Origin of the sequence: Idiomarina rhizosphaerae (assembly GCF_024159085.1) — a bacterium.
Classification (GTDB): Bacteria; Pseudomonadota; Gammaproteobacteria; order Enterobacterales; family Alteromonadaceae; genus Idiomarina; species Idiomarina rhizosphaerae.
This window is the reverse complement of record NZ_JAMZDE010000006.1, coordinates 288,903-310,845: the sequence shown is the minus strand read 5'-3', so window position 1 is coordinate 310,845 and position 21,943 is coordinate 288,903. Positions and strand designations below refer to the sequence as shown.

General features: G+C 47.9%; 15 protein-coding genes. 9 read left to right on the top strand and 6 right to left on the bottom strand.

From position 1 onward, the window contains the following. Positions 1–31: 31 nt before the first annotated feature. From NJR55_RS07120 to NJR55_RS07095, 6 genes are all read left to right on the top strand, one after another. Positions 32–1,267: a hypothetical protein gene (locus NJR55_RS07120; protein ID WP_253619121.1), complete on the top strand. Its 1,236-nt coding sequence runs from the start codon at positions 32–34 to the stop codon at positions 1,265–1,267. A 21-nt stretch (positions 1,268–1,288) separates the two neighbouring features. Beyond that, positions 1,289–2,722 (top strand): tetratricopeptide repeat protein, encoded by a 1,434-nt coding sequence (locus tag NJR55_RS07115; protein ID WP_253619119.1) that lies wholly within the window; start codon positions 1,289–1,291, stop codon positions 2,720–2,722. A 42-nt stretch (positions 2,723–2,764) separates the two neighbouring features. Beyond that, entirely contained in the window at positions 2,765–4,747 is a 1,983-nt protein-coding gene (locus tag NJR55_RS07110; RefSeq protein WP_253619117.1) for an SUMF1/EgtB/PvdO family nonheme iron enzyme, read from the top strand. A gap of 137 nt (positions 4,748–4,884) precedes the next feature. Then, positions 4,885–5,655: a MotA/TolQ/ExbB proton channel family protein gene (locus NJR55_RS07105; RefSeq protein WP_253619109.1), complete on the top strand. Its 771-nt coding sequence runs from the start codon at positions 4,885–4,887 to the stop codon at positions 5,653–5,655. Between the two features lie 13 nt (positions 5,656–5,668). Next, positions 5,669–6,727, top strand: coding sequence for a VWA domain-containing protein (locus NJR55_RS07100; protein WP_253619107.1), 1,059 nt, complete (start codon positions 5,669–5,671; stop codon positions 6,725–6,727). Further along, on the top strand, positions 6,727–7,677 hold the full coding sequence (locus NJR55_RS07095; protein WP_253619105.1) for a VWA domain-containing protein: 951 nt from the start codon (positions 6,727–6,729) through the stop codon (positions 7,675–7,677). The genes NJR55_RS07100 and NJR55_RS07095 overlap by 1 nt, the downstream gene beginning before the upstream one ends. Here the strand turns inward: NJR55_RS07095 and NJR55_RS07090 are convergent. Beyond that, a complete protein-coding gene (locus NJR55_RS07090) occupies positions 7,674–9,863 on the bottom strand; it encodes an OsmC domain/YcaO domain-containing protein (RefSeq protein ID WP_253619103.1) in 2,190 nt (729 codons plus the stop codon). The two genes, NJR55_RS07095 and NJR55_RS07090, sit on opposite strands and share 4 nt — an antisense overlap. A gap of 201 nt (positions 9,864–10,064) precedes the next feature. On the opposite strand from NJR55_RS07090, the gene NJR55_RS07085 reads away from it, so the two are divergent. Then, a complete protein-coding gene (locus NJR55_RS07085) occupies positions 10,065–11,474 on the top strand; it encodes a YdgA family protein (protein WP_253619101.1) in 1,410 nt (469 codons plus the stop codon). Positions 11,475–11,544: 70 nt separating this feature from the next. Here NJR55_RS07085 and kynU read toward each other — a convergent pair whose 3' ends face one another. Then, positions 11,545–12,792 carry a kynureninase gene (gene kynU, locus NJR55_RS07080; RefSeq protein ID WP_253619099.1) on the bottom strand — a complete coding sequence of 416 codons (1,248 nt, stop codon included), beginning with the start codon at positions 12,790–12,792 and terminating at the stop codon, positions 11,545–11,547. Continuing rightward, positions 12,789–13,628, bottom strand: a complete 840-nt coding sequence (locus NJR55_RS07075; RefSeq protein WP_253619096.1) for an alpha/beta hydrolase family protein — start codon at positions 13,626–13,628, stop codon at positions 12,789–12,791. Before NJR55_RS07075 ends, kynU begins: the two co-directional genes overlap by 4 nt. A 190-nt stretch (positions 13,629–13,818) precedes the next feature. Between NJR55_RS07075 and NJR55_RS07070 the strand changes: the two genes are divergently transcribed. Further along, entirely contained in the window at positions 13,819–16,176 is a 2,358-nt protein-coding gene (locus NJR55_RS07070; protein WP_253619094.1) for a TonB-dependent receptor, read from the top strand. A 65-nt stretch (positions 16,177–16,241) separates the two neighbouring features. Here NJR55_RS07070 and NJR55_RS07065 read toward each other — a convergent pair whose 3' ends face one another. The 3 genes from NJR55_RS07065 to NJR55_RS07055 form a co-directional block, all read right to left on the bottom strand. Next, on the bottom strand, positions 16,242–17,936 hold the full coding sequence (locus NJR55_RS07065) for an alkaline phosphatase D family protein (protein ID WP_253619092.1): 1,695 nt from the start codon (positions 17,934–17,936) through the stop codon (positions 16,242–16,244). Between the two features lie 91 nt (positions 17,937–18,027). Next, the gene (locus NJR55_RS07060; RefSeq protein WP_253619090.1) at positions 18,028–19,299 is read right to left on the bottom strand and encodes a mechanosensitive ion channel family protein; all 1,272 of its coding nucleotides are present in this window, start codon (positions 19,297–19,299) and stop codon (positions 18,028–18,030) included. Next, the gene (locus tag NJR55_RS07055) at positions 19,296–19,784 is read right to left on the bottom strand and encodes an Mpo1 family 2-hydroxy fatty acid dioxygenase (protein ID WP_253619087.1); all 489 of its coding nucleotides are present in this window, start codon (positions 19,782–19,784) and stop codon (positions 19,296–19,298) included. The genes NJR55_RS07060 and NJR55_RS07055 overlap by 4 nt, the downstream gene beginning before the upstream one ends. Positions 19,785–19,950: 166 nt before the next feature. Here NJR55_RS07055 and NJR55_RS07050 point away from each other — a divergent pair, with 166 nt between their 5' ends. After that, positions 19,951–21,870, top strand: coding sequence for a hypothetical protein (locus tag NJR55_RS07050; protein WP_253619085.1), 1,920 nt, complete (start codon positions 19,951–19,953; stop codon positions 21,868–21,870). The last annotated feature ends 73 nt before the right edge of the window (positions 21,871–21,943 follow it).

Below are 21,943 nucleotides of genomic sequence, written 5' to 3'. Positions count from 1 at the left end.
ATTAAAAAAACTAAAACGATTTTCAGTCGTTATGACGCTTTCTGCAATGTTTACATTAGCCGGCTGCCAGTCAACTCAAACCAATGTCACCAGCGTTGGCCCAAGTATGAGCGGGCCGGGAAGCTCTAAAGCTTTAGGAAAAGAAGAGCGTAGCTACAGCTACAACTCTAATGTTTACCTTAACGTTGCTATTCCGGTGTTTGACCCGGGTTTGCCGAAAGACAGTTACGGTAATATTGATGATGAAGCCATTGTTGAAGAAGATATTTGGCCGCAGGTACGCCGTTTAGAAGCGAACCGTTTCGCCGTAAATACCCGCGAAGCACTCTCTGATACTAAGGCCTTTGGTGCTATTAACGTTACTCCCAATGCTAATGTCAGTGCCGATGTTTACGTCTTAGGAAAAATTAATTACTCAGACACCGAAACCGTTGAAATTGGTGTTCGTGTTATGGACGCCAGTAACCAAATTTGGGGCGAGGAAGAGTTTGAGTATCAGGTAGGCGCAGGCTTTTACCGTGACGCGTTAAGAAAGGGTGAGAACCCTTATGGCCCTATTTTTAAAAGCATTGCGGGTTATGTTTATGACTTGCTAATTCAAAAGTCTGAAGAAGAGAAGAAAACCATTCAGGCGGTTTCAGATATGCGCTATGCCGCAATGTACAGTCCTGAGGCTTTCGGCGGTTACCTCGGTGAGTCTAGTGGCTTTCTTTCGAATAGAACCACTATTACGCTGAACGGCGCTCCGGCTGAATCAGACCCCATGTATCAGCGGGTTAATGTGATTAAAGCGAAAGACCAGCAGTTTGTTGACTCATTGCAGGACAGCTACGACACGTTTTATGCCACTACTCATGACGCCTACCGTGCATATCAGGAAGAGACCTTACCGGTTGCTATTGATATCCGCCGTAAGAAAGCAGAGAGAACCCGCGCGCAGGTTGGTGCTGGTATTTTAGCTACGGCTGCTATTTTGCTTGGAAAAAATTCAGGCTCTACTGCGGGCCAGGTGGCAAGTGCTGCTGCGGGCTTAGGCGCGGTTTACAGCTTAAGCGAAGCAATAAAAACCAATCGTGAATTAGGCACTCAACGCGCACTGCTTGATGAGATGGGACAAAACCTGGACATAAAAGTAACGCCGCAGGTGGTTGAGCTTAATGACCAGAACATTGAATTAACCGGTACCGCTGGTGAGCAATACGCGCAATTACGCGAAAAGCTGAAAGAGATTTATGATCTCGAATCAACGCCGTTAACTCAGCTTTAATTCACCTAAGGAAAGGTAACGATGTCGTCTGTTGATCAGCAAATAGCGGAAAACCGCGCTAAAAAGAAGAAAATGATAGTAACTGGCGTAATTGCCTCTGTTTTTGCCTGTTTGCTGATTGGCGTTATCGTTACTTTACTCGCTTATTTTCCGGTTTCGGGTAACACGCCGGTAGTCGCGGAAAAACAAGAAAAAAGCGAGCTGCAGACAAGTTCTGCTAACCAGGCAATAGACAGAAAAGCGCTGCAAACGGCCTTAAATGAGACCAATCAGCGCGTTTCTGATCTTGTTGCTACCCCGTATTTATCGAAGTGGCAGACCGCCAAAGTTGAGGGCTTTCAGGCCAACATAGATCAGGCTTTTAATGACTATGGCGCCAGTAATTACAGCCAGGCGCAAACCACTATCGAGCAACTTAATACTGGTATTACAGAGTACCAAAACGCGTTTGAAAAGGCTTATAAACAACCTTATGCAGACGCAGCAAAAGCCTTTGCTGCCGACGACATTGATGACGCCGCTCAGTTGAATGCTCAGGCTATAAACGTAAAAGGCGACTATAGCGATGCGCTGGCGTTGCAGAAACGTATAGACACCTACCATGAAGTTGCTGATTTGTATGAACAGGCCAGAGTGGGCGGTGTAGAAGGTAACATAGAGAAGCAGCGCGCTGCTTATCAACGAATTCTAGAGCTTGATCCGCAACAGCAGGAAGCAAAGGCAGCCTTAGCGAAAGTGGAACAGCAAATTAAACAACAACGTTTTGCCCGTGCCTTGGCAACGGCGGTCAATGCCATTGATAACAAGGACTTTGATCGCGCCCAGGAGGCATTAGCCAAAGCTTCGGCGATAGACAACAACCGGCCGGAACTGGCTACCCTGCAAGCGCAAATTGACGCTGAGTTAAAAAGTCAGGGTGTGAAGTCGTTAGAAAAACGCATTCAGGTGTTTGCCGGTGCCGACGAATGGCAGACGGTACAGATGCTGGCAGAAAAGGGTCTGGCGGACTATCCGGACAGCCGGGTTGTGCAGCAGGCTAAACAAAGCGCGGGAGAAATATTAGCCGCCAGCAGTGCGCTGGATGTGTATATTGAAAGACCGGGCCGCCTTGCAGACAACAACATTCGCCAAAATGCCGTAAATGCGGTGTCAAAATACAGTGGGCTCACGCAATTGAGTGCAAAGCTGGGTGAAAAAATAAACCAGGTTGAGCAGCTTATTGAAAAAGAAAATCAGCCCATCGATGTGACCATTCGCTCCGACAACCGCACTTATATAAAAGTACTGGGCGTTGGTGTTGTGGGTGAGGTAAGAGAGAAAACCATCCAGTTAAAGCCGGGTAAATACCAATTAGAAGGCCGCCGCGAAGGCTACCGCTCAACCATTGTCGATGTTGTGGTGGAGAAGTCGGGCACGCCAATTGTTATTAACGTTCAGTGTAACGAACGCGTTTAGCATAATTTAGCGTAGAATAATTAAAAAAACAGGAGAGACTTCGTGGCCACACTTGACGAAGCCATTGAGAAAGGAAGACGTAAACGACGGTTAATGGCTATTGGCTTCTCGGTCAGTATTCTTGCACTGCTGATTATTTACTTTGGCTGGTTGTTTCTAACCAAAGGCTACAGTTTTACCGTAAAGCCAACAGAAGCGGCGCAAACTCAGCGCTTTGCGGTTAATTCCGGTATTGGTTTTTTCATCGACAATAAATATTACGCAGTCGGCTCTGGCGGCCTTGTGGCGGTGTCGGCCGACAAGTACCAAACCAAAGAAGTGCAGGTAAACGACAACAGCCCTTCAACCATTGAAGTTGAGCTGGAGCCTAAACCGGCAAAAGTGACGATAACAACAGAGCCGGGCGCAAATGATATTGTCTGGTCAGTTAACGGTGAGCAGCGAGAAACGGCTTCTACCTTTGAGGGTGAATTTGCTCCCGGAACTTATACGGTGTCGGTCTCTCATCCGGCTTATGAGCCCGCCTCAGTAGCTATTGAAGCGCTAATAGACGGTAAGGTTGAAGAGCAGATTCGGTTAACTCCTATTAGTGGCACTATCTCTATCAACTCCAGCCCGGCTGGCGCGTCGGTTACCCTTGATGGCAACGAGGTTGGTTCAACGCCGGTAACTGTTGCTAAAGTGGGCGGCGATTACCCTGTGGTGGTGAATTACCCCGGGTATGAGCCGATTACGGACACGGTGTCTTTAACCGTGCGCAACAAAGAACCTAAGCGTAATTACCGACTACAGCCAGTGCAGGCCACTGTTAATGTCTTAGTGAGTCCGAAGGGCGGGGCGTTGTTGGTTAACGGCGCGCCGGCAAAAAATCCAATTAGCGTTGATGCCAATAAAGAACATGTTATTCGTTACGAAAAGGCCGGCTACATTAAGCAAAGCCGGACAATTAAACTGGGGCCAGCCGAAAACCAGCAGCTGACCTTTAACTTAGACCCGGAAATGGGTGACGTAGCGTTTACCGCCAACGAACCCAGCGACCTGTACATTAACGGACAAAAGCAGGGCACGACGCCGCTTCGTACCACTTTGCAAGCTCTGCCTTCTGAAGTTGAGTTTCGTAAAACCGGTTACCGCACGGTTAAGCAAGAGTTTCAGCCAAGCAGCGATCGGCTGGTGAACGTAAAAGCCGAGATACTGCGTGAGTTCGATGCCAGAAGAAAAGAAGGCAGACCGTTGTTTGTCAGTACTTTAGGCATTGAAATGAACCGTCTGTCGCCGAAAAAATTTACTATGGGTTCGCCGGTTAATGAGCCTGGTCGCGGGCGCAATGAGCATCAGGTGAAAGTGGATTTCTCACGCGACGTATGGATATCGCGCCATGAAATTACCGAAGCGCAGTTCGCCGCGTTTAAAGGCTCTGGCAGCAAAACAAAAATGCCGGTTACGAATGTGTCCTGGGACGAGGCTGCGCTATTTACCAACTGGTTGAGCGAACAGGAAGGCCTGCAGCCTTTTTATAAAGTCAGTAATGGTAAAGTGGTGGGAACCGATGCGAGCTCGCGTGGTTACCGCTTGCCGACCGAAGCCGAGTGGGAATACATTGCCAAAATTAATCGCAGAGCTGACTCTACTATTTACGTATGGGGCAGTCAGGAACACCTGCGTGACAAGCAGGGCAACTTTGCCGATGAGTCTGCAAAAGGTCAGCAAACCTTTATTTTACGCGGTTACAATGACGGTTTTGCCGGTAAAGCACCGGTAGGCAGCTTTAAAGCAGAGCGCGGCGGCTTTTTTGATCTGGACGGCAACGTCAAAGAGTGGGTACACGACAGTTACACTTTAAACCCGCCCGACCTTGACCGGGTTTACACCGATTACCTGGGCGCGGCTCGCGGCAATGGCCATGTGGTAAAAGGTGCGTCTTATAAAACCGGACGCATGAAGAATATTCGTGCCAGCGTTCGCGACGGTGAAAGCGCTTCGGCAGAGGATATCGGCTTTAGAATAGCCCGGTATCATGAGTGATGAGGAGAAACATCATGAAAAAACGCGTGATTTTGGGCGTCATACTGCTGGCTCTGGCCGGCAGCGCGACTGCTTACTTTGTGTCTTTGGATGCACCACAAGATTTCCCCACCAACATTTAACGCCCGGAATGCATAATGTCTAAAAATAATACGCTTTCAATGAGCCCTAACTTTTTTGTCAGTGGTGGTGTGCTACTGGCTATTTTTACCCTTATACACTTGCTGTATGCAGGACTTATTCGCCCGGCGGCCGAAGTGGCAATGGCAGAGCAAGGAACAGAAGCTTTAACTGCATTTTCGGTTATCTTCAAAGATGTTGAACAGCAGGTGTGTATTTCGCTTATGTTGTTCTGTCTGTTTCTTATGCTGTATAAGCTGTGGCGGTTAATTGACGAAGAAGAAATTTACTCGCGAGACTTACTGGAAAGCTACGATAAGTCGGAAGCGCTGGACGTTGATGCGGCATTAAATGATTTAGAAAGTTCGGCTTATAAAGAAACCCCGGCATACAGCACCTGGATTAACTGTATTCGTCGTTTTAAGAACACCAAAAACGTTCAGCATGCGGCTGATACTATCGAGTCGTCGGTAGACAATATTGCCATTCAGTTAGAAAGCGGTAACAACATGATCCGCTACATTATCTGGGCTATCCCGTCTATTGGCTTCGTGGGTACGGTTCGCGGTATTGGCGCGGCGCTGGCGCAGGCCGACAAAGCGCTTGAGGGAGACATTGCCGGTATGACTGCATCACTGGGGGTAGCTTTTAACTCGACTCTGGTGGCGCTGTTTATTTCTTTGATTCTGATGTTGTTTATGCACTTGCTGAACAGCCGTCAGGACAAGATGGTGATCCGCACGCAAGAGTCCTGCGAGAAGCATTTGCTGTCTCATTTACACAGTTAATTGAGCGGCTCAGATGCGACGAACACGCCAGGCTGGCGACGGATTTAATCTATCTTTTCTGGATGTCATGGCATGCGGCCTGGGCGCCGTTATTCTTATTTTCATCCTGGTAGACTTTAAAGCCTTTACGCCTGACCCTTCAGAAGAAAAAGAAAAGCTCGAGCAGGAGCTGGCGGCGTCAATGGACGAGCTGCAGCGTCTGAAAAAATCCATTGACGAAATTAATGACAAAATTGCGCTGGAGTCGGCTAAGCAGGAAGACTCTGAAGAAGCGAAAAACGACACCACCCAGGATCAAACCAAAGCTTTGCAGGACTTGTCGACTCAGTTGGCCGTAGTTGCCGACCTGGAAAACCAGTTAGCGGCGTTGTCCAAAGAAGTTGAGAAGTCAGCCAACGTTGAAGTTTCAGGCACTGGTGAGCAAAACTTTATCACCGGCATGAAGGTGGAAGGCGAACAAATAGGCATTCTGATCGATAAAAGTGCTTCTATGATGGGCGACAACTTAATTGATGTGTTGAGCAAGTTGGCTTTAAGCGATGGCGACAAAGTGTCTACCGCTAAGTGGATAAGAACACGCCGGGTTGCTCAGTGGTTATTGGCAAGGCTTCCGCAAACCTCGAAAGTGAGTTTGGTAACGTTTTCCGATACCGCCAAACGGCTGGGCATGCGTAATGTGAGTACGGCGTCAGTCAGCGGCTCTATGAATTCTATTGTGAAGGACTTAGGCGCGGTTGTGCCAGAGGGCGGAACCAACCTTCAGTTGGGTATTAGCACGTTATTTGAGACAAACCCGGATATTACCGATGTGTATATTGTCACTGACGGTCTGCCGACACTAGGCGACGGTCTGCCGCTTTCGTGTCGTAACTTTATTTCGACGAAAAAGTCCATTTCCTCAGACTGCCGTCAGGCATTGATGGTAGAGACCATCAAGCGCGCTCCTAAAGGCGTTCGTTACAATATTATTCTTCTGCCGATAGAAGGTGACCCCTACGCTTCCCCGCTTTACTGGAACTGGTCGCGGGTTAGTGGTGGCACATTCTTATCACCAGCTCCGGAGTGGCCATAATGAAAAAAATTCAGCGTGCGCCAGTAGAGGTTTTTAACCTTGCCTTTCTGGATATTATTTCCTGTGCTTTTGGTGCGGTGATTATGCTGGTGTTGTTAGCGAAAAACGGTACCGAGGATACCGAACGCGGACCGGCTAACCTCAGTACCTTAGTTGCAGAAGTTTTGCAGGCGCAGCAGTCGGTGGAGGAATTAAAAGGAGCTTTGTCCGACAAACAGGATGAGCTGTCTGCCGCAGAGCAAAAGACCGCATCAGTTACTGAGCAGGAAAAGAATTTAGAAAGCTCTATTCCGCGGGCACAGAAAACCCTACAACAGTTGCAGGATAAAGCCTCGTCGTTAAGGGCTGAAATACGGCAAGCCACGGCAATGCTAAACACGCCGAACAGTACAGACACACCGGATGATGACGTAGGCGGTATTCCAACCGACGCTGAGTACGTAGTTTTTGTTATTGATAATTCCGGGTCTATGTCGGGAGGCCGGGGTTGGAGCCGGGTCATTAGTGTAGTTAACGACATCATAGAAAGTCACCCGAAAATGAAGGGCTTCCAGATTATGGCCGCCGACGGTGACTTTATGTTCAGCAGTAAAGCGGGTGACTGGTTACCTGACAGCAAAAGGTTCAGACAAATGGCCATGCAACAAATGCCAAACTTTACCGGTGGTAAAAGTGCGCCCGAGCTGGGTATTCTGAAAGCCATTAATCTTTATAAAAACACCAAGGGTACGACCAGCTTGTATGTTTTTGGTGACGATTATCGGGTAAATAATCTGGATGCGATAGTTCGGCAGATCACCAGTCAAAATCAGGGCGCGGACGGCAAGCCTGTAATGCGCATTCATGGTATCGGCTTTAGCCGCGCAAGTGGTAACGCAGAAACCTTCGCTGCCTTTATGCAGGCGGTCGCAAAACGCAACCGCGGCGCCTTTGTCGGGCTGAACTTTTAGTTCTGAACCTGCCGTTCAGCCCTTGCCGCATGCAGCTTCTTATAGCTTTCTATTAAGCGCAAGTGTCTGTCCAAACCTTCAAGCTGCATATTGGTTGGCGTTAGACCGTGGAAGCGTGTAGTACCGTTAACAGAGCCTATAACGGCTTCAATGGTCTCTTCACCGTACATGCGGCCTAAATTGTAGCGGTAATCTCCTAATTCCAGTTCTTCGTCCAGAGTAATTTCCAGCACGGCTTCAATGGCACGGTAGAACAGTGTGCGCTCAACGGTGTTGTCGTTGAATTGCAGAAACATTTCTACATACTCGAAAGCGTCGTCATGGCGTTGCAATGCAAGATAAATAAGCAGCTTTAACTCAAGAATGGTGAGCTGACCCCAAACCGTGTTTTCGTCAAACTCAATGCCAATTAGGGTGATAATGTCCATGTAGTTATCAAGCTGACTGTCTTCCAGGCGCTCAACTAAGTCTTCTAGCTGCTCATCGGTTAAGCGGTGCAGGTTGAGAATGTCTTCGCGGTATTGCAGGGCAATATTGGTGTTGTCCCAAATAAGATCTTCTACTGGGTAAACTTCAGAATAGCCCGGAACCAGAATTCGACACACCGGCGCGCCTAAATCTTCATGCACGGCTACGTAAGCTTCCTTGCCCATGTCCTGCAAAATATCAAACAGCGTATCGGCTTCTTCTTGGTTAGAGCCGCTGAAGTCCCATTCAACGAATTCAATGTCGGACTTAGCGCTAAAGAAACGCCAGGACACGACACCCGATGAATCAATAAAGTGCTCCACAAAGTTATTTGGTTCGGTGACTGCCATTGAATTAAAAGTTGGCGCCGGAAGATCGTTTAAACCCTCAAAGCTACGCCCTTGCAATAACTCGGTTAAGCTGCGTTCCAGTGCCACTTCAAAGCTTGGGTGTGCACCAAAAGAAGCAAAGACACCGCCGGTGCGCGGGTTCATTAAGGTCACACAAGCTACCGGGAACTGACCGCCAAGTGACGCGTCTTTAACTAACACTGGGTAGCCCTGTTCTTCTAAGGCTTTTATTCCTTCAAGAATATTCGGGTACTTGTTAAGCACCTTTTGCGGCACATCTGGCAGGGCAATTTCTTCTTCAATAATGTGCTTTTTAACGGCGCGCTCAAAAATTTCTGATAAGCACTGAACCTGAGCTTCTGGCAGAGTATTACCCGCGCTCATGCCGTTACTTAAATACAGGTTTTCAATTAAGTTCGACGGAAAATAGACTGTCTCGCCGTCGGAATGACGTGTGAACGGCAAGGACACAATACCGCGGTCAGCTCGGCCTGAGTTAGTATCTATTAGGTGTGAACCACGCAGCTCGCCTTCCGGGTCATAAAGCTCACGACAGTATTCGTCCAGAATTTCCGTTGGCAGCTCGTCGTTTGCGCCGGGTTTAAACCATTTTTCGTTGGGGTAATGTACGAACTCTGCGTTTGCTATTTCTTCACCAAAGTACTGGTCGTTATAGAAGAAGTTACAGCTTAAGCGTTCAATAAACTCACCCAGTGCGGAACATAACGCGCTTTCTTTGGTCGCGCCTTTACCGTTGGTAAAGCACATGGGGGAGGCGGCATCGCGAATGTGCAGCGACCACACATGCGGGACAATATTGCGCCAGGAGGATATTTCTATCTTCATGCCTAAATCGGCCAGTATGGCCGTCATGTTAGCAATGGTCTGTTCCAGCGGTAAGTCTTTGCCTTCAATAAAGGTTCTGCTTTCGCTGTCCGGGCGTATGGTCAGTAACGCCTGAGCATCTTGAGTAATGCTTTCAACCGCTTCAACGTCAAACTCCAGATCATTTTCTATAACGCGCTTAACGGCGCAACGCTCAGCGGCCCGAATAATGGCTTTGCGATCTTTCTCGGAAATATCGGCCGGTAACTCAACCTGAATTTTGAACAGCTGCTTATAGCGGTCTTCCGGGTCGACAACGTTGTTTTGTGAAATGCGGATATTCTCGGTTGGAATATCGCGGGTATCGCAATACAGGCGAATGAAATGCGCCGCGCACATAACAGAAGATGCCAGAAAGTAGTCAAAAGGACCGGGAGCAGAGCCATCGCCTTTGTATCGAATAGGCTGATCCGAAATAACTGTGAAGTCATCGAATTTCGCCTCAAGGCGCATATTGTCGAGAAAGTTTACATTGATTTCCATTTAAGGGGCACCGCGGTTGATAAGTTGACTGCTGTCAGCGAGCAATAAGCGGCATTATCCCATCTTTTCACTTATTGATCATTATCCGCGTGGGTTTCATTAACGCTCCTTTACACTCAAAAACTTTGCCGTTATTAAAAAGTTTCTGTATCATTTACAACATTATAATTACAATCCAGCCCTATAAATGAAAGGTATATTATGAATAAGAAAGGACTCCTTGGTGGCGTCGGTATCGTCATAGTTGCAGGCGCTCTAATTGGCCCTAAATTCGTTGGCCCTCAAGTTGAGGGTGCGTTAAAGCAACATGTTGAAGTGATAAATCAATTACCGGCTTATAACGCCCGTATGGTCTCATTTGATAGTGGCTGGTTCGGTTCAACTGCAACCATAGCGCTGGGCGTAGATTTCGGCTCTATTTATCCGGAAGGGTCAGCACCTGATGACTTGTCTTTTGAAGTGGTTATTGATGTTCAGCACGGTCCGGTTCTGACTCAATTTTCTCCTGGTCTGGGTATGGCTTCGTTTGAAGCTCATGCCAAGGACGATGGGTTACGAGAATATATTGAATGGGAAGAAGGCACGCCTTTTTATCACCTGACGGGTTCAGCAGGTTTTTTTGGTGGTGTTAGTTATGACGATGAAATTGTCGCGTTCAGTTCTAAACCGAATGATGAGCAAACGTCACTGACCTTTACTGGCTATGAAGGTGAAGGTTCCATTTCTTCGGATGAGTTCAGTTACGAAGGAAAACTGGAAGGCGCAGAAGGTCTTATTGAGGGCCAGGCTATCAGCATTGGTGAGTTTGAAATAAGCACCGAAGCTAAAGGCAACATGCTGGAAATTGTGAAGGGCGAGCTTTATGAAGGCGAAATGTCTATGAAGCTTGATAAAATCATTGTAGGCCAGCCGGATGATGTCGACCTGTTTGAATTGAAAGATCTTGGAATTGAGTTCGTTAATTATTTCAGCGACGACAAAGAGCGCATGAATATTGATATGAACTATTCTGTAGAGTCGCTGAAAGCCGAAAACTTTGACCTTGACGATCTGAAGCTGAAGATGGCTTTTAATAACATCGATTCTGAGTTCTTGCTTGCTTATAACCAAATGATGCAAAAGATCTATGACCAGAACCCCGACGAAATAGAAGTTGCGACGCAAAAGCTGGTAAAGGAAAACCTACCTAAGTTACTGCAGGCAGAGCCTGAGTTCGTTATTAGTGAATTTAGCGGGAAAATGGAGCCGGGCGAATTTAAAGGTGACCTAAGCGCTAAGCTGGTGGGCGTAAGCCAAATGCCGGACAATATGGAAGACATGCAATTCTGGCTTTCCAACCTGATTGTTGACTCATCCATTGCTATTGATAAGCCACTGTTGAAATGGGTTGCTGAACAGCAGATGTTGTCAACAATGCGTATGCAAATGCCGGGTGCCGATGAAGCTGAACTGCAGAAAATGGCTGAACAACAAGCGCCAATGATGATTGATATGTACATACAACAAGGTTTGCTGAAGGAAGAAGATGACGAGTACCGCAGCGAATTCCAGATGGAAAACGGTGAAGGCGTACTTAATGGTCAGAAAATTCCAGTAGCCAAAATGATGTAATTATTGCTTGGTGATAGAAAAATGGTAATGAAAAGCCTCAGCAGGATACAGTTGCTGAGGCTTTTTTGTTTCAGGTTACAGTATTACGGCTTTGCCAGCGCGGGTCGAGATGCTCTTTGGCTTCAATAACTTGCTTTAACTGCTCAATGGCCTGCCATATATCCTCAAAGCTGTTATAAAGAGGGGTAAACCCAAAGCGGATGTAATTGGGGGCACGAAAGTCAGCTATTACGCCTCTTTGAATAAGCGCCTGACATAAGCCATAGGCGTGCTCATAACGATACGACAACTGACTGCCTCGCTGTTCCCGTTGCTGCGGAGAAATAAGCTGTAGGCAGCTGCCCAGCGCAGCGTCTTCTAATAATTGATGAAAAACCTCGGCCAGCTGAAGGGACTTTTCTCTTAACTTTTCCATGTCCACATTTTCAAAAGCTTCGAGCGCCGAGTCAACCGCTGCCATAGCGAGAATGGAGGGGGTGCCGGTCAGCATCTGCTGAATACCGGTAGCGGGCTCGTAGTCCGGAGTGAAATCAAACGGGCGGGCATGTCCGAACCAGCCGCTTAAAGGCTGACTCATATTTTTATGATGGCGTTTTGCGGCATAAATAAAGGCTGGCGCGCCAGGGCCGCCATTTAAATATTTATAAGTACAGCCAACCGCAAAGTCCGCTTCCCAGTCGTCCAGGTGCACGGGCATTGCCCCTGCGCTGTGGGCTAAATCCAGAATAACCAGTGCTCCCTGGCTGTGTGCGCTGGTAATAAGTTGCTTAGCGTTAAGTCGTTTCCCTGTTCTGAAGTTCACTTCGGTTGCTAAAACTACTGCGGTTTTATCGTCAACCTGTTGCTCCAGTTCGTTCTCCTCAACCAGCTTTAGCTGACAACGGTGCTCACCAACAAACTGCGAAATTCCCTGCACCATGTATAAGTCTGTAGGGAAGTTGTCTTTTGTTGATAACACAATATTACGGCCGGAACCCTGACGTTGCGCGATGGTAAGTGCCGCCGCCAGTGCCTTAAACAAATTCACCGATATTGAGTCACAGCAAATGGTCTGCTCCCGCTGTGCGCCAACAAGGTTGGCAATTTTTTCACCGACGCTTTGCGGCAGGTTAACCCAGTTATGCTCGTTCCAGCTACTGATAAGATCCTGCGACCATTGCTGCTGAATAACTTGCTGTAAACGGGCTGACGTTGCTTTGGTCATGGCCCCCAACGAGTTGCCATCCAGATAAACCTTATTAACCGGCAACTGAAATTGTTCACGGTGCTGGGCAAAGGGGTCAATGCTGTCGAGTTCTTTTACGTCAGTAAGGTTCATGGTTTTAGCTCTTTGTTCAGTCGCTGAATAATGGCTTCCCAAGCAGTTGAATTCGGGTGTATCAAATCAAAATGGCCTGCGCCTTCAAGTTGTTCTTTTTCTACGTCGAGATCGGCGGTTTGGCTCATGGGGACAATTTGGTCGTCGGTACCCCGCATAAGCCAGGTATTAGCGTGCAGCTTCTGCGCTTTGGGGCTGGCGGCCTGGTAGTCGTCTTCGTTGGTATAAGCTGTTTTCATTAAGTTGCTGGCGGCACGGTTACAACTGCCTTGCGCCTGAGTGTAGCTAACCATATCAGTAATGGCGGCCAGGCCAATAACCGCGTTTATATTTTCAGCCAAGGGTGTTTCCTGGGTGGTAGCCAGAAATGCGAGGTGGCCACCGGCAGAATGTCCCATCACCGCTACCGGCTGGCCATTGAGCTTTTGCTGTATAAAGTGAACTGCGGTTTTCACGTCATTGAGACTCGCTGGCCATTCTCCGCCTTGCTCTCCCAGACGCCGATATTCAACAGACCAGACGTTAAAACCCGCTGTCCTTAATGCACTGCTTGCCGGGTTAGTGTGAGTAATATCGTATTCTTTTAGCCAGCAACCACCGTGAATAAAAATCACATTAGCTGCGGTGTCGGACTGTTTTGGCGCTTTCCAGTATTGAATAAACTGAGAGGATTGAGGTCCGTAATTGTAGTTGTTATCGGGGCTACCAGAAGGCAGTTCGAGCACTGACTGGAAAGACACTTGTTGCAACGAACTGTCACCGGCAAAGGCATTAGAGACAGCCAGACTGAAAATAACAAGCCCGCAGGCCGCCAGTTTTGAGGAAAGCTTTTTCAAGTGATACCACCTGTCTTAATGTTTTTAAATATAACGGACTGGAGACCATACAAGTATTTAAAGGGCGGCTCAACAAAATTGACAGATCAGCAACAAATGCGTCATTTATTCGTCATCGTATCGTCAACTGACCTCAGTACATTAGCCCGGCGTTAACGCGTTAACCACTCACATTAAGGTTTTAAGGGTTATGACTACTCATAAGAAAACATCGGCATTACCGTTCCCAACAAATAAAGTATTAAACTCTGTTGTTGCCGCGCTTTGTGCGTTAAGTGCGCCTGTTGCTTTTGCGCAACAGGACACATCAGATGAACTTGAGCGAATTGAAGTGACTGCACAAAAACGTGTGCAGTCTATTAACGACGTGCCTGCCAGTATCAGTGCGTTTGAAGGAAGCCGTCTGGACGAGCTGGGCTTGAACGAACTGGATATGATTTCCGATCTGACGCCGGGTTTGGTTATTCAGGAACAAAGCCCGAACAACCCTGGTTTTGTCATTCGTGGTATTACCTCAGACAGCGGCTCAGCTCAGGCATCTCCGCGGGTGTCGGTTTATTACAACGGAGTGGATGTGTCACGTTCACGTGGCTCCTACTTTGAGTTGTTTGATATAGAGCGTGTAGAGGTAGTAAAAGGCCCGCAGGCAACGTTATTCGGTACGGCTGCATCGGTTGGTGCTATTAGTGTCATAACTCGTAAGCCAGAGCCTGGCTTCTCCGCCGAGCTAAGCGCTGGTGCAGGAAATGAATCTCAGAAACGACTGGGTGGTTTCATTAACGGTGGTAATGAGTTAGTTAGCGGGCGCCTGGCGTTCAGCTATCGTGAACGAGACGGGTTTATTGAGAACATTGCGCCGGGTCAGGACGACATGAATGGCGTTGACAGACAAGCCTTGCGAGGTTCACTTCGCTTTAAGCCTAGCGATGCGGTGACTGCTGACCTAATTTACAGCTATGAGAAAAATGAAGATACCGGAACCTCATTTAAGAATGGTATTTTCGCACCAACTGGCGGCGACACCAGCCCTTACAGTTTTGTTGAAATGACCGGCAGCCCTTACTCGGCCTCGGTCTTAGGCCGTGAAAAGCTGGGTTTAGACAGAACTGTTGATGACATTAATTTAACCGTGGACTGGACTATTAGCCCGCGCTTAAGCTTTACCTCGGTGAGTGGTTATCGCAGCTTCGATTCACTGGAAGTGTTCGACGCAGACGGCACCCAGGCATGGTTCCTGGAGTTTGGTGAAGATGCCGAAGGTGACCAGTTCAGTCAGGAATTTCGCTTTAACTACGCCGGCGATAATCTTTTAATGCTGTGGGGCATAAATTACTTCACGGAAGACGGCAGTCAGCGCGTACCGTTCAGCACAGAAGAATCTATCTTCCTGAACTGCGCCGGTGCTTTGCCAAGTGGTTTACCTTGTATTAATGCTGATGGTTCGGTTAATCAGTTAACGCCGGTATTAACCGGTGGCGCTTTGCAGGAAATTCCATACGCAGGTGAGTTTACAAACTTTGGTGACAACGAATCCTGGTCTGCCTTTGTCGATTTAACTTACCAGTTAAACGATAAAACCGAAGTTGCTGCGGGCATTCGTTACGTTTCAGAAGATCGCGAAAGTGGTTTTGCTGCGACCATGCCGAACAGCCAGTTGCTGCCTTTGCTGGGTCTGCCAACCCAAACGCTGCTGCCGACTGTTTCAACCGACGGCGAGGTGTTTTCCGCCAGCAACAGTTCAGACGCCTGGTTGCCTCGCTTTAATATTATTTACAAGCTGAACGACGACAATAACTGGTTTGCTACTGTTTCAAAGGGACGTCGTTCGGAAGTTGTTGATGTAAGCTCGACTCTTGATGCAGACGGTGAAGCAGTGGGTGATTTTGGTTTAATTCCGGCGGAAGTTATCTGGAATTATGAAACCGGTCTTAAAGGAAACTTAACCGAAAACCGTGTACGTTATTCTGCGTCGGTGTTTTATCAGGACTATTCAGACTTTCAGGTAACGCTGCAGGACGATTCGGGCAACTTTTACACCGCAAACGCAGGCTCTGCGACGAACTTTGGTGTCGAAACTGAAATTAATGCGAATTTAGGCGCAGGCATTGAGCTGTTTGGTCATCTGGCCTATCTGGATGCGAAAATCGATGACGACAGCACCAACGGCAGTTTAGCCGGAAACCGCTTCCGTCTTCAGCCTGAATGGACTTCAAGCCTTGGGGTGATATACGAGGCGGCACTTTCCAGTCAATACGCCTTGCGCGGCTCTGTAGTCGGCACCTATCGGTCTGAAGTGTTCTTTGAACCGGAAAATGCGCCGGTAGCCGGTCTGGATATTAGTCAGGACTCTGTCACTTTAGTGAATGCGTCGCTGGGTCTTTATAATGACTCTGCCGACTGGAGTCTGGCGCTGAAAGCCACCAACTTGTTCGACAAAGAATACCTGGTTGATGCCGGGAATACGGGCGGAAGCTTTGGTAACCCAACCTTTATTGCTGGTCCTCCGCGTTTATTCTATTTAGAGTTTACTAAGAAGTTTGGTATGTAAATTTACGCTAAACGAAAAAAGGGAACCTGTGTCACGGTTCCCTTTTTCATTTTATGAGTTTTAAACTAACTTCCCGTGTAGCGCGCTCTGTGCTTATTCACTACCCGATAGTCTTTGCTGCGAATCGTATCCACGAATACCCATTCCGCTTCTACCGCGTCCTCGGATGCAAAGAGGTTCATATAACCACGCTGATGCAGGTTGGTATATTTTAAGTCTTCTATAAGCGTAGGAAGTGCTTTTGCCAGCTGTTCTGCGGTTTTTGTGTCCAGACTTAGGTAAGTTTCCATTCCCGGAGATGAGACCGAAGACGTGGCAAACTCGACTCCAATGTGAGCACCATCAGAGCTGCGCAGCTCGCTGTGCCAGGCGTTATGAGTGTCACCGGCAATAACCACCAGTTGCTTGTTGGCTTTTTGCGCCGCCCGGTACAGCATCTCACGTTCAATGGGGTAACCGTCCCAGGCATCGAGATTGTAGGGCGTAACCTGAGTGACCATTGCCTTTTGCTGGGCTGTTAACTCTTCGCCGTTCTGAAGGCGCTTTTTAAGCTCCGCTATTTGTAACAGCAGTGGTGTGACTTTACTGCGGTCATCTGCCGCGAATGCGGCTGCAGGAAAGTTCATTTTCCCCATAAGCAGTTGTTGCCCCAAAACTTGCCAGCGCGCCGAGCTGTTATTCAGTTTATTAACCAGCCACTGTAACTGCTTTTTGCCCATGATACTGCGGTCAGAGGACATGTCCTGCTGGAATTTTTGGGTATTGAACTGGCCGCTTTCTACGTCGCGGTAGTCGTCATAATTGAGTTGTTTGTCACGCCCGATGACGCGGGTATCCAGCATGATCAAATCGACTAAGTCACCGAATTTGAAATCACGATAAATAGTGAGGTTGGCTTCGCCTTGTGGCGGACGAATAGGAAGCCATTCATAGTACGCCTGAACCGCGGCTGCGCGTCTTTCTATAAAGCTACCTTCATCTTCCTGATGGTTTTCTGCGCCGTTTTTCCAGGTGTCATTACTAATTTCATGGTCATCCCATACGGCAATAAAAGGGGCGTGTGCGTGCAGCGCCTGTAACCCTTGGTCGGTGCGGTAAAGCGCGTAGCGACGGCGGTAGTCGGTCAGAGTGAAGAGCTCGGTATTGTTGTTGTCGGGTAAGCCCCTACCTATTTCTTTGGAACCCTCGGTGGCGTAACCGTCAGCTCCATATTCGTATATGTAGTCACCTAAATGAATGACCGCATCAATAGAGTCGTCCTTTGCCGCTTCGGAGTATGGGTTAAAGTAACCGGCGGGATAATTAGAGCAGGAGAAAACCGCAAACTTCAGTGGTCTTAAGCCAGATTCAGGAAGCGTTTGTGTTTTGCCGGAGGGGCTTTTGCTGTTCTTACCTAAAAAACGATAGTAGTAACGCTGGTTTGGCGATAATTGGGTAACGTCGACTTTGACTGTATAGTCGCGGCTGGCGCTTGTTGTGGCTGTTCCGGAGCGAATGATCTTTGAAAAGTTTTCATCGGCGGCCAGTTCCCAGCCCAGCGTTACTTGTTTCTCTGCGCTATTTTCCGGGACTGCGCGAGTCCACAACAAAATGGCGTTTGAAGTTGGATCGCCACTGGCTACGCCGTGGTCAAACTTGACGGAGCTGCGCTCACTGGCTTTGCCAATACTTACACAGCCCTGTAATGCTGTTGATACGGTGACTGCTGCGCCAGTTGCTGCAAATAGCTTTAAAAAGTCACGTCGGTTAAATTGCTTCACTGTTTTACTCCATGCATTTTTCCCAGAGTAAAAGAAATTACTCCGCAAACATGAAGACTTAATGACAGTAAAGTGTTAGTTCAGTCTTAACTTATTCATCATCACTTCTTGGTTTAATCTCAAGCGCTTGTACCGCTGAACGAACGTCCTGGCCAGAGGTTTCCTGAAAAACCTGTAAGTCAAATTGTGGCAGTATGGCAAACAAGTGATCAAAAATGTCGGACTGAATACCTTCGTAGATTTCCCAGGCGGTATCGTTACTAAAACAGTACACTTCAATGGGCAACCCCTGAGGCCCGGGGTTTAACTGGCGAACCATGAGTGTCATTCCCTGATGTACGTCCGGTCTGTGCATTAAATACTGCTTTATGTATGCGCGAAAGGTGCCAATATTCGTTACCTGACGCCCATTTATAGGGTCGAAACCTTTTTTCTCCAGCCCTGCATTCCATTCCGATATGTCTTTTTCTTTTTGCTCCAGATATTCGCTAAGCAACGAAAACCGTTTTAGCTTTTTCTTTTGCTCTGCGGACAAAAAGTGAATACTGTTCTGATCAATGTATAAAGCTCGTTTTATACGGCGTCCACCGCTTTCCTGCATGCCTCGCCAGTTTTTAAACGACTCGGAAATAAGGCGCTTGGTGGGAATGTTGGTAATGGTTTTATCCCAGTTTTGTACCCGAACCGTATGCAGTGCCACATCAATGACATCGCCGTCAGCGTTTAACTGGGGCATTTCAATCCAGTCGCCTACACGAAGCATGTCATTAGATGAGAGCTGAATACTGGCGACCAGTGACAAAATGGTGTCCTGAAATACCAACATGGCAACCGCACCCATGGCGCCAATTCCTGACAGCAGAATAACCGGAGAGCGGTCCAGCAGTGAGGCAATAATGAGAATAGTCGCCACTACATAGACGACTATTTTCGCAATTTGCAGATAACCCTTTATTGGTTTTGTATGCGCGTCAGGCTGCCGGGTGTATATTTCGTTAACGCTGGTCATGGCCGCGCTGAACGAACGCGCAAGAGTTAGTATAAGGTAAGCAATACTGATGTTACGTATGATGGTGGTGGCCGTTTCCGGTAAGTCCGGCACCAGATAAATACCGCCGGACAACACTAACGCAGGAACAACCTGAGCCAGGCGGCTGACAATAACGCGAATGCCGATGCCCGGGTCACTGCCTAGCTGGGTTTGAGACAGCAGACGGGAAATACCGCGCAGTAAAACGTGTTTGGTTACAAGCTGAGACAACCAAACCGCTATAACAAGGAAAAAACAGGCTCCAATTGTGTAGGCCCAGGGTTGGGTTGCTGCCCAATCATGAAACCACTGCGGGTAATCCAGTTCCATCATAATTTTTGTTCCACCGCTGCTTTTAAGTCCTTTCTAAAGCCCAACATAAATACGACCTCTGCTACGACGAATAGGGGGCCAATTGCTAAGCCCATAATATCATCAACAAAAGCCGGTTTGCGGCCTTCAAAATAATGGCCGACAAATTGAAATACCCAGCCGACAACAAACAGACCAATGCTCCAGCTAAGCCATAAGCTGGTTGGTAATGCGGCTATGTCACGCCCGACTGATAGCGACAGCCATAGCAAAATAGTCATGAGTAAACCGAGTTTGATATCCAGGCGGATGTAAAAAATAACCGCCGCCAGAACAACTAAGTTGGCAGGGGTAATCAAAAAGTAGTCCAAGGGTAGCGCAGGCCGAGATAATAAACTAATGATGCCGACAACAATCAGCGGAATACCGACAAGATGAGTCATTACATTCTTACGGTTCCGGTGATAAGCCGCATACTGTGCCAGGTGATCAACGATGGTTTTCATAGTCTGTGCCGCTTGGTAGTAAAATAGAGGCTTAGATTGCTACGCACATGGCTTGATGTCAATGGAGCTCAATGCTTTCAGGCTTTTATTTTTCTATTGCTCAGTAGTTAACTTACCGCTAACCTAATGCCTTTATTTTAAGCAGGCATTGAGTAGGGGAAATCCGGTGGCGTTTGATTACGGTTCGATTGATCTTGGGTTAAAAAACCCGTTTAAAACCGAAGGCTTGGTAACGAGTATTCGTGGGGTTGTGCAATCGCTGTTTGGCGTTTATTTGCTGGTAGCCGGAGCAGGCTCTGTAAAGCAAGACCCGATTATGGGTTGGGTACTGGCTATTTTTGGTATTTCACTTCTGGCCGTAGGCATTAAGGTACTTAGCGGCGGCATTATGGCAATGCTGCGCTACTTTGTTGGCCGTAATCACCCTACATCACTGGCTCCTAACTTTAGTAAGTCTGAGCGCAGTACTGCGCAGGAAGAGTCGCGTTATGTTGCTTATAACGATCAGGCTCTGGAAGAGATGCTTATGGGCCGCAAAAACAGCACCTTTATTGAACCCAAAGGCTTACTGGCGCGAATAGCTCACACGGTATTTCCCAAATTACTGTTTATGCCTTACCCCATTCGTAATATGGCGCAACGCTTATTAGGTGCCTGGGTGCGTACTCTTACGGCAATGGTTGCGTTTGGCTTTGCTGCCTTTGTGTCCCTGGCTGGTTTTGCCGGAGACGCAGGCGTGCTGGCTTTCCCTGTCTACACTGTTTTACTGACGCTTTACATCATGCACGTATGGAAGGCCGCGGGTAAGGCGATATCCCGTGGGGCAGAGCAGACTATTGACTCTATGGGCAGTGGCGATTTGGTCAAAATTATTGCCTTCGCCTTGTTGTTGCCTGTTGTGGTAGGGCTGGTAGTGAGCTGGTGGATGGCTGCAACAGACGTAACGGCGGCAACGGTTGAGCAATATTATGCGGCTTTGCCGGACTTTCATGCCGGTTGGTACTTATTTGGCATTTTTGTTGGCGCTTTAGTTTGCACGGCTGTCACTGTGGTGTTGCTGAAAAGACGTTTAGCCCATGCGAATCCGGTTTCTGAAGTCTCTGAATTACGGGAAAACTGGCAGGAGTCGGTGCACCCTAAAGAGATTTTTATTAACCTCGACAACCTGGTAATGGCAAACCGCCGTTATCGCGAAGTGCCAAACCGGGTGTATCGTGAACTCGACCCTAACTTGCAGGAACACGTTGACGGCAAAGGCGCCTTTAGCGGCGAGATGATTCAGGAAATTCAGCCTCAGGTAAAACCTATGGGACTGGGCGGGTTATTTGATAAGTCGCGTTTGGTCAGCTTGTTGCTGGGTAATAGCTTGTTCATTATCGGTGTGGTTTTTACGTTTTTCTTAGCCTATGCAGCAGTCGATGTGGTCAAACTTCTTGATAGCATGAACTATAGGCTGACTGAAGAGACTCCCTATAGCGACTTAATGACCTTAGCAGGCGGAGTCATGACTGCCGCTCATTTTTATCTTATTGGCTATGTCCTGCGGGCATTTGCGGGTTTAGCCGCTAATATCGCGCATCTGTTTTATGCGGAAATTCAGTTTGAATCCATGCTTATTTACTTTAAGTGCGAAGGAACCTTTACTGAGTCTAAAATTTCAACCGGTACCGGTATTCACGACAGTACTCGCTCAGAGAATACGCTGGTTCGCAGTAGTATTACGCCTTGGGTTATCGTGTCACGTATTGTGTCGACCACTTTCGCTGCAACCGGAATGAAAAATCTGGAGCATCCGCGACATATTCTGGAAATGCATAAATCGGATGACGAAATGGCGTCTATCCGTAAGGATGTTATCGACTTCCTGAAAGACCGCGAGTCTATTGCTTCTATAACCAGTAATCGCGATTTGGGCAATGCCTCACAGATACATCAGTTAAATGAGCAGACCCGCGCCATTCCAACAGACCAGGACAGATTGCAGCAATCGCAGTCGAAGACTTCTGATGAAGAGGCCGCTGGTTACCTTCGTCAGCAGGAAGAATTGGGCTCAGACAACGACTCTGATACCGACAAAGATCGTTAATTTCCAACCTTAAAAACCGCAGGCGGGTGCTTTGCCCGTCTGCACCTGCTACCAAGGTCGTAGTGCAGCACCA

What these genes read in the sequence shown, in the direction of transcription:
- NJR55_RS07120 (WP_253619121.1), top strand. Translation starts at nt 32, where the DNA reads ATGACGCTTTCTGCAATGTTTACATTAGCCGGCTGCCAGTCAACTCAA.
- NJR55_RS07070 (WP_253619094.1), top strand. Translation starts at nt 13,819, where the DNA reads ATGACTACTCATAAGAAAACATCGGCATTACCGTTCCCAACAAATAAA.
- NJR55_RS07090 (WP_253619103.1), bottom strand. Translation starts at nt 9,863, where the DNA reads ATGGAAATCAATGTAAACTTTCTCGACAATATGCGCCTTGAGGCGAAA.
- NJR55_RS07055 (WP_253619087.1), bottom strand. Translation starts at nt 19,784, where the DNA reads ATGAAAACCATCGTTGATCACCTGGCACAGTATGCGGCTTATCACCGG.
- NJR55_RS07060 (WP_253619090.1), bottom strand. Translation starts at nt 19,299, where the DNA reads ATGATGGAACTGGATTACCCGCAGTGGTTTCATGATTGGGCAGCAACC.
- NJR55_RS07085 (WP_253619101.1), top strand. Translation starts at nt 10,065, where the DNA reads ATGAATAAGAAAGGACTCCTTGGTGGCGTCGGTATCGTCATAGTTGCA.
- NJR55_RS07115 (WP_253619119.1), top strand. Translation starts at nt 1,289, where the DNA reads ATGTCGTCTGTTGATCAGCAAATAGCGGAAAACCGCGCTAAAAAGAAG.
- NJR55_RS07105 (WP_253619109.1), top strand. Translation starts at nt 4,885, where the DNA reads ATGTCTAAAAATAATACGCTTTCAATGAGCCCTAACTTTTTTGTCAGT.
- kynU (WP_253619099.1), bottom strand. Translation starts at nt 12,792, where the DNA reads ATGAACCTTACTGACGTAAAAGAACTCGACAGCATTGACCCCTTTGCC.
- NJR55_RS07095 (WP_253619105.1), top strand. Translation starts at nt 6,727, where the DNA reads ATGAAAAAAATTCAGCGTGCGCCAGTAGAGGTTTTTAACCTTGCCTTT.
- NJR55_RS07100 (WP_253619107.1), top strand. Translation starts at nt 5,669, where the DNA reads ATGCGACGAACACGCCAGGCTGGCGACGGATTTAATCTATCTTTTCTG.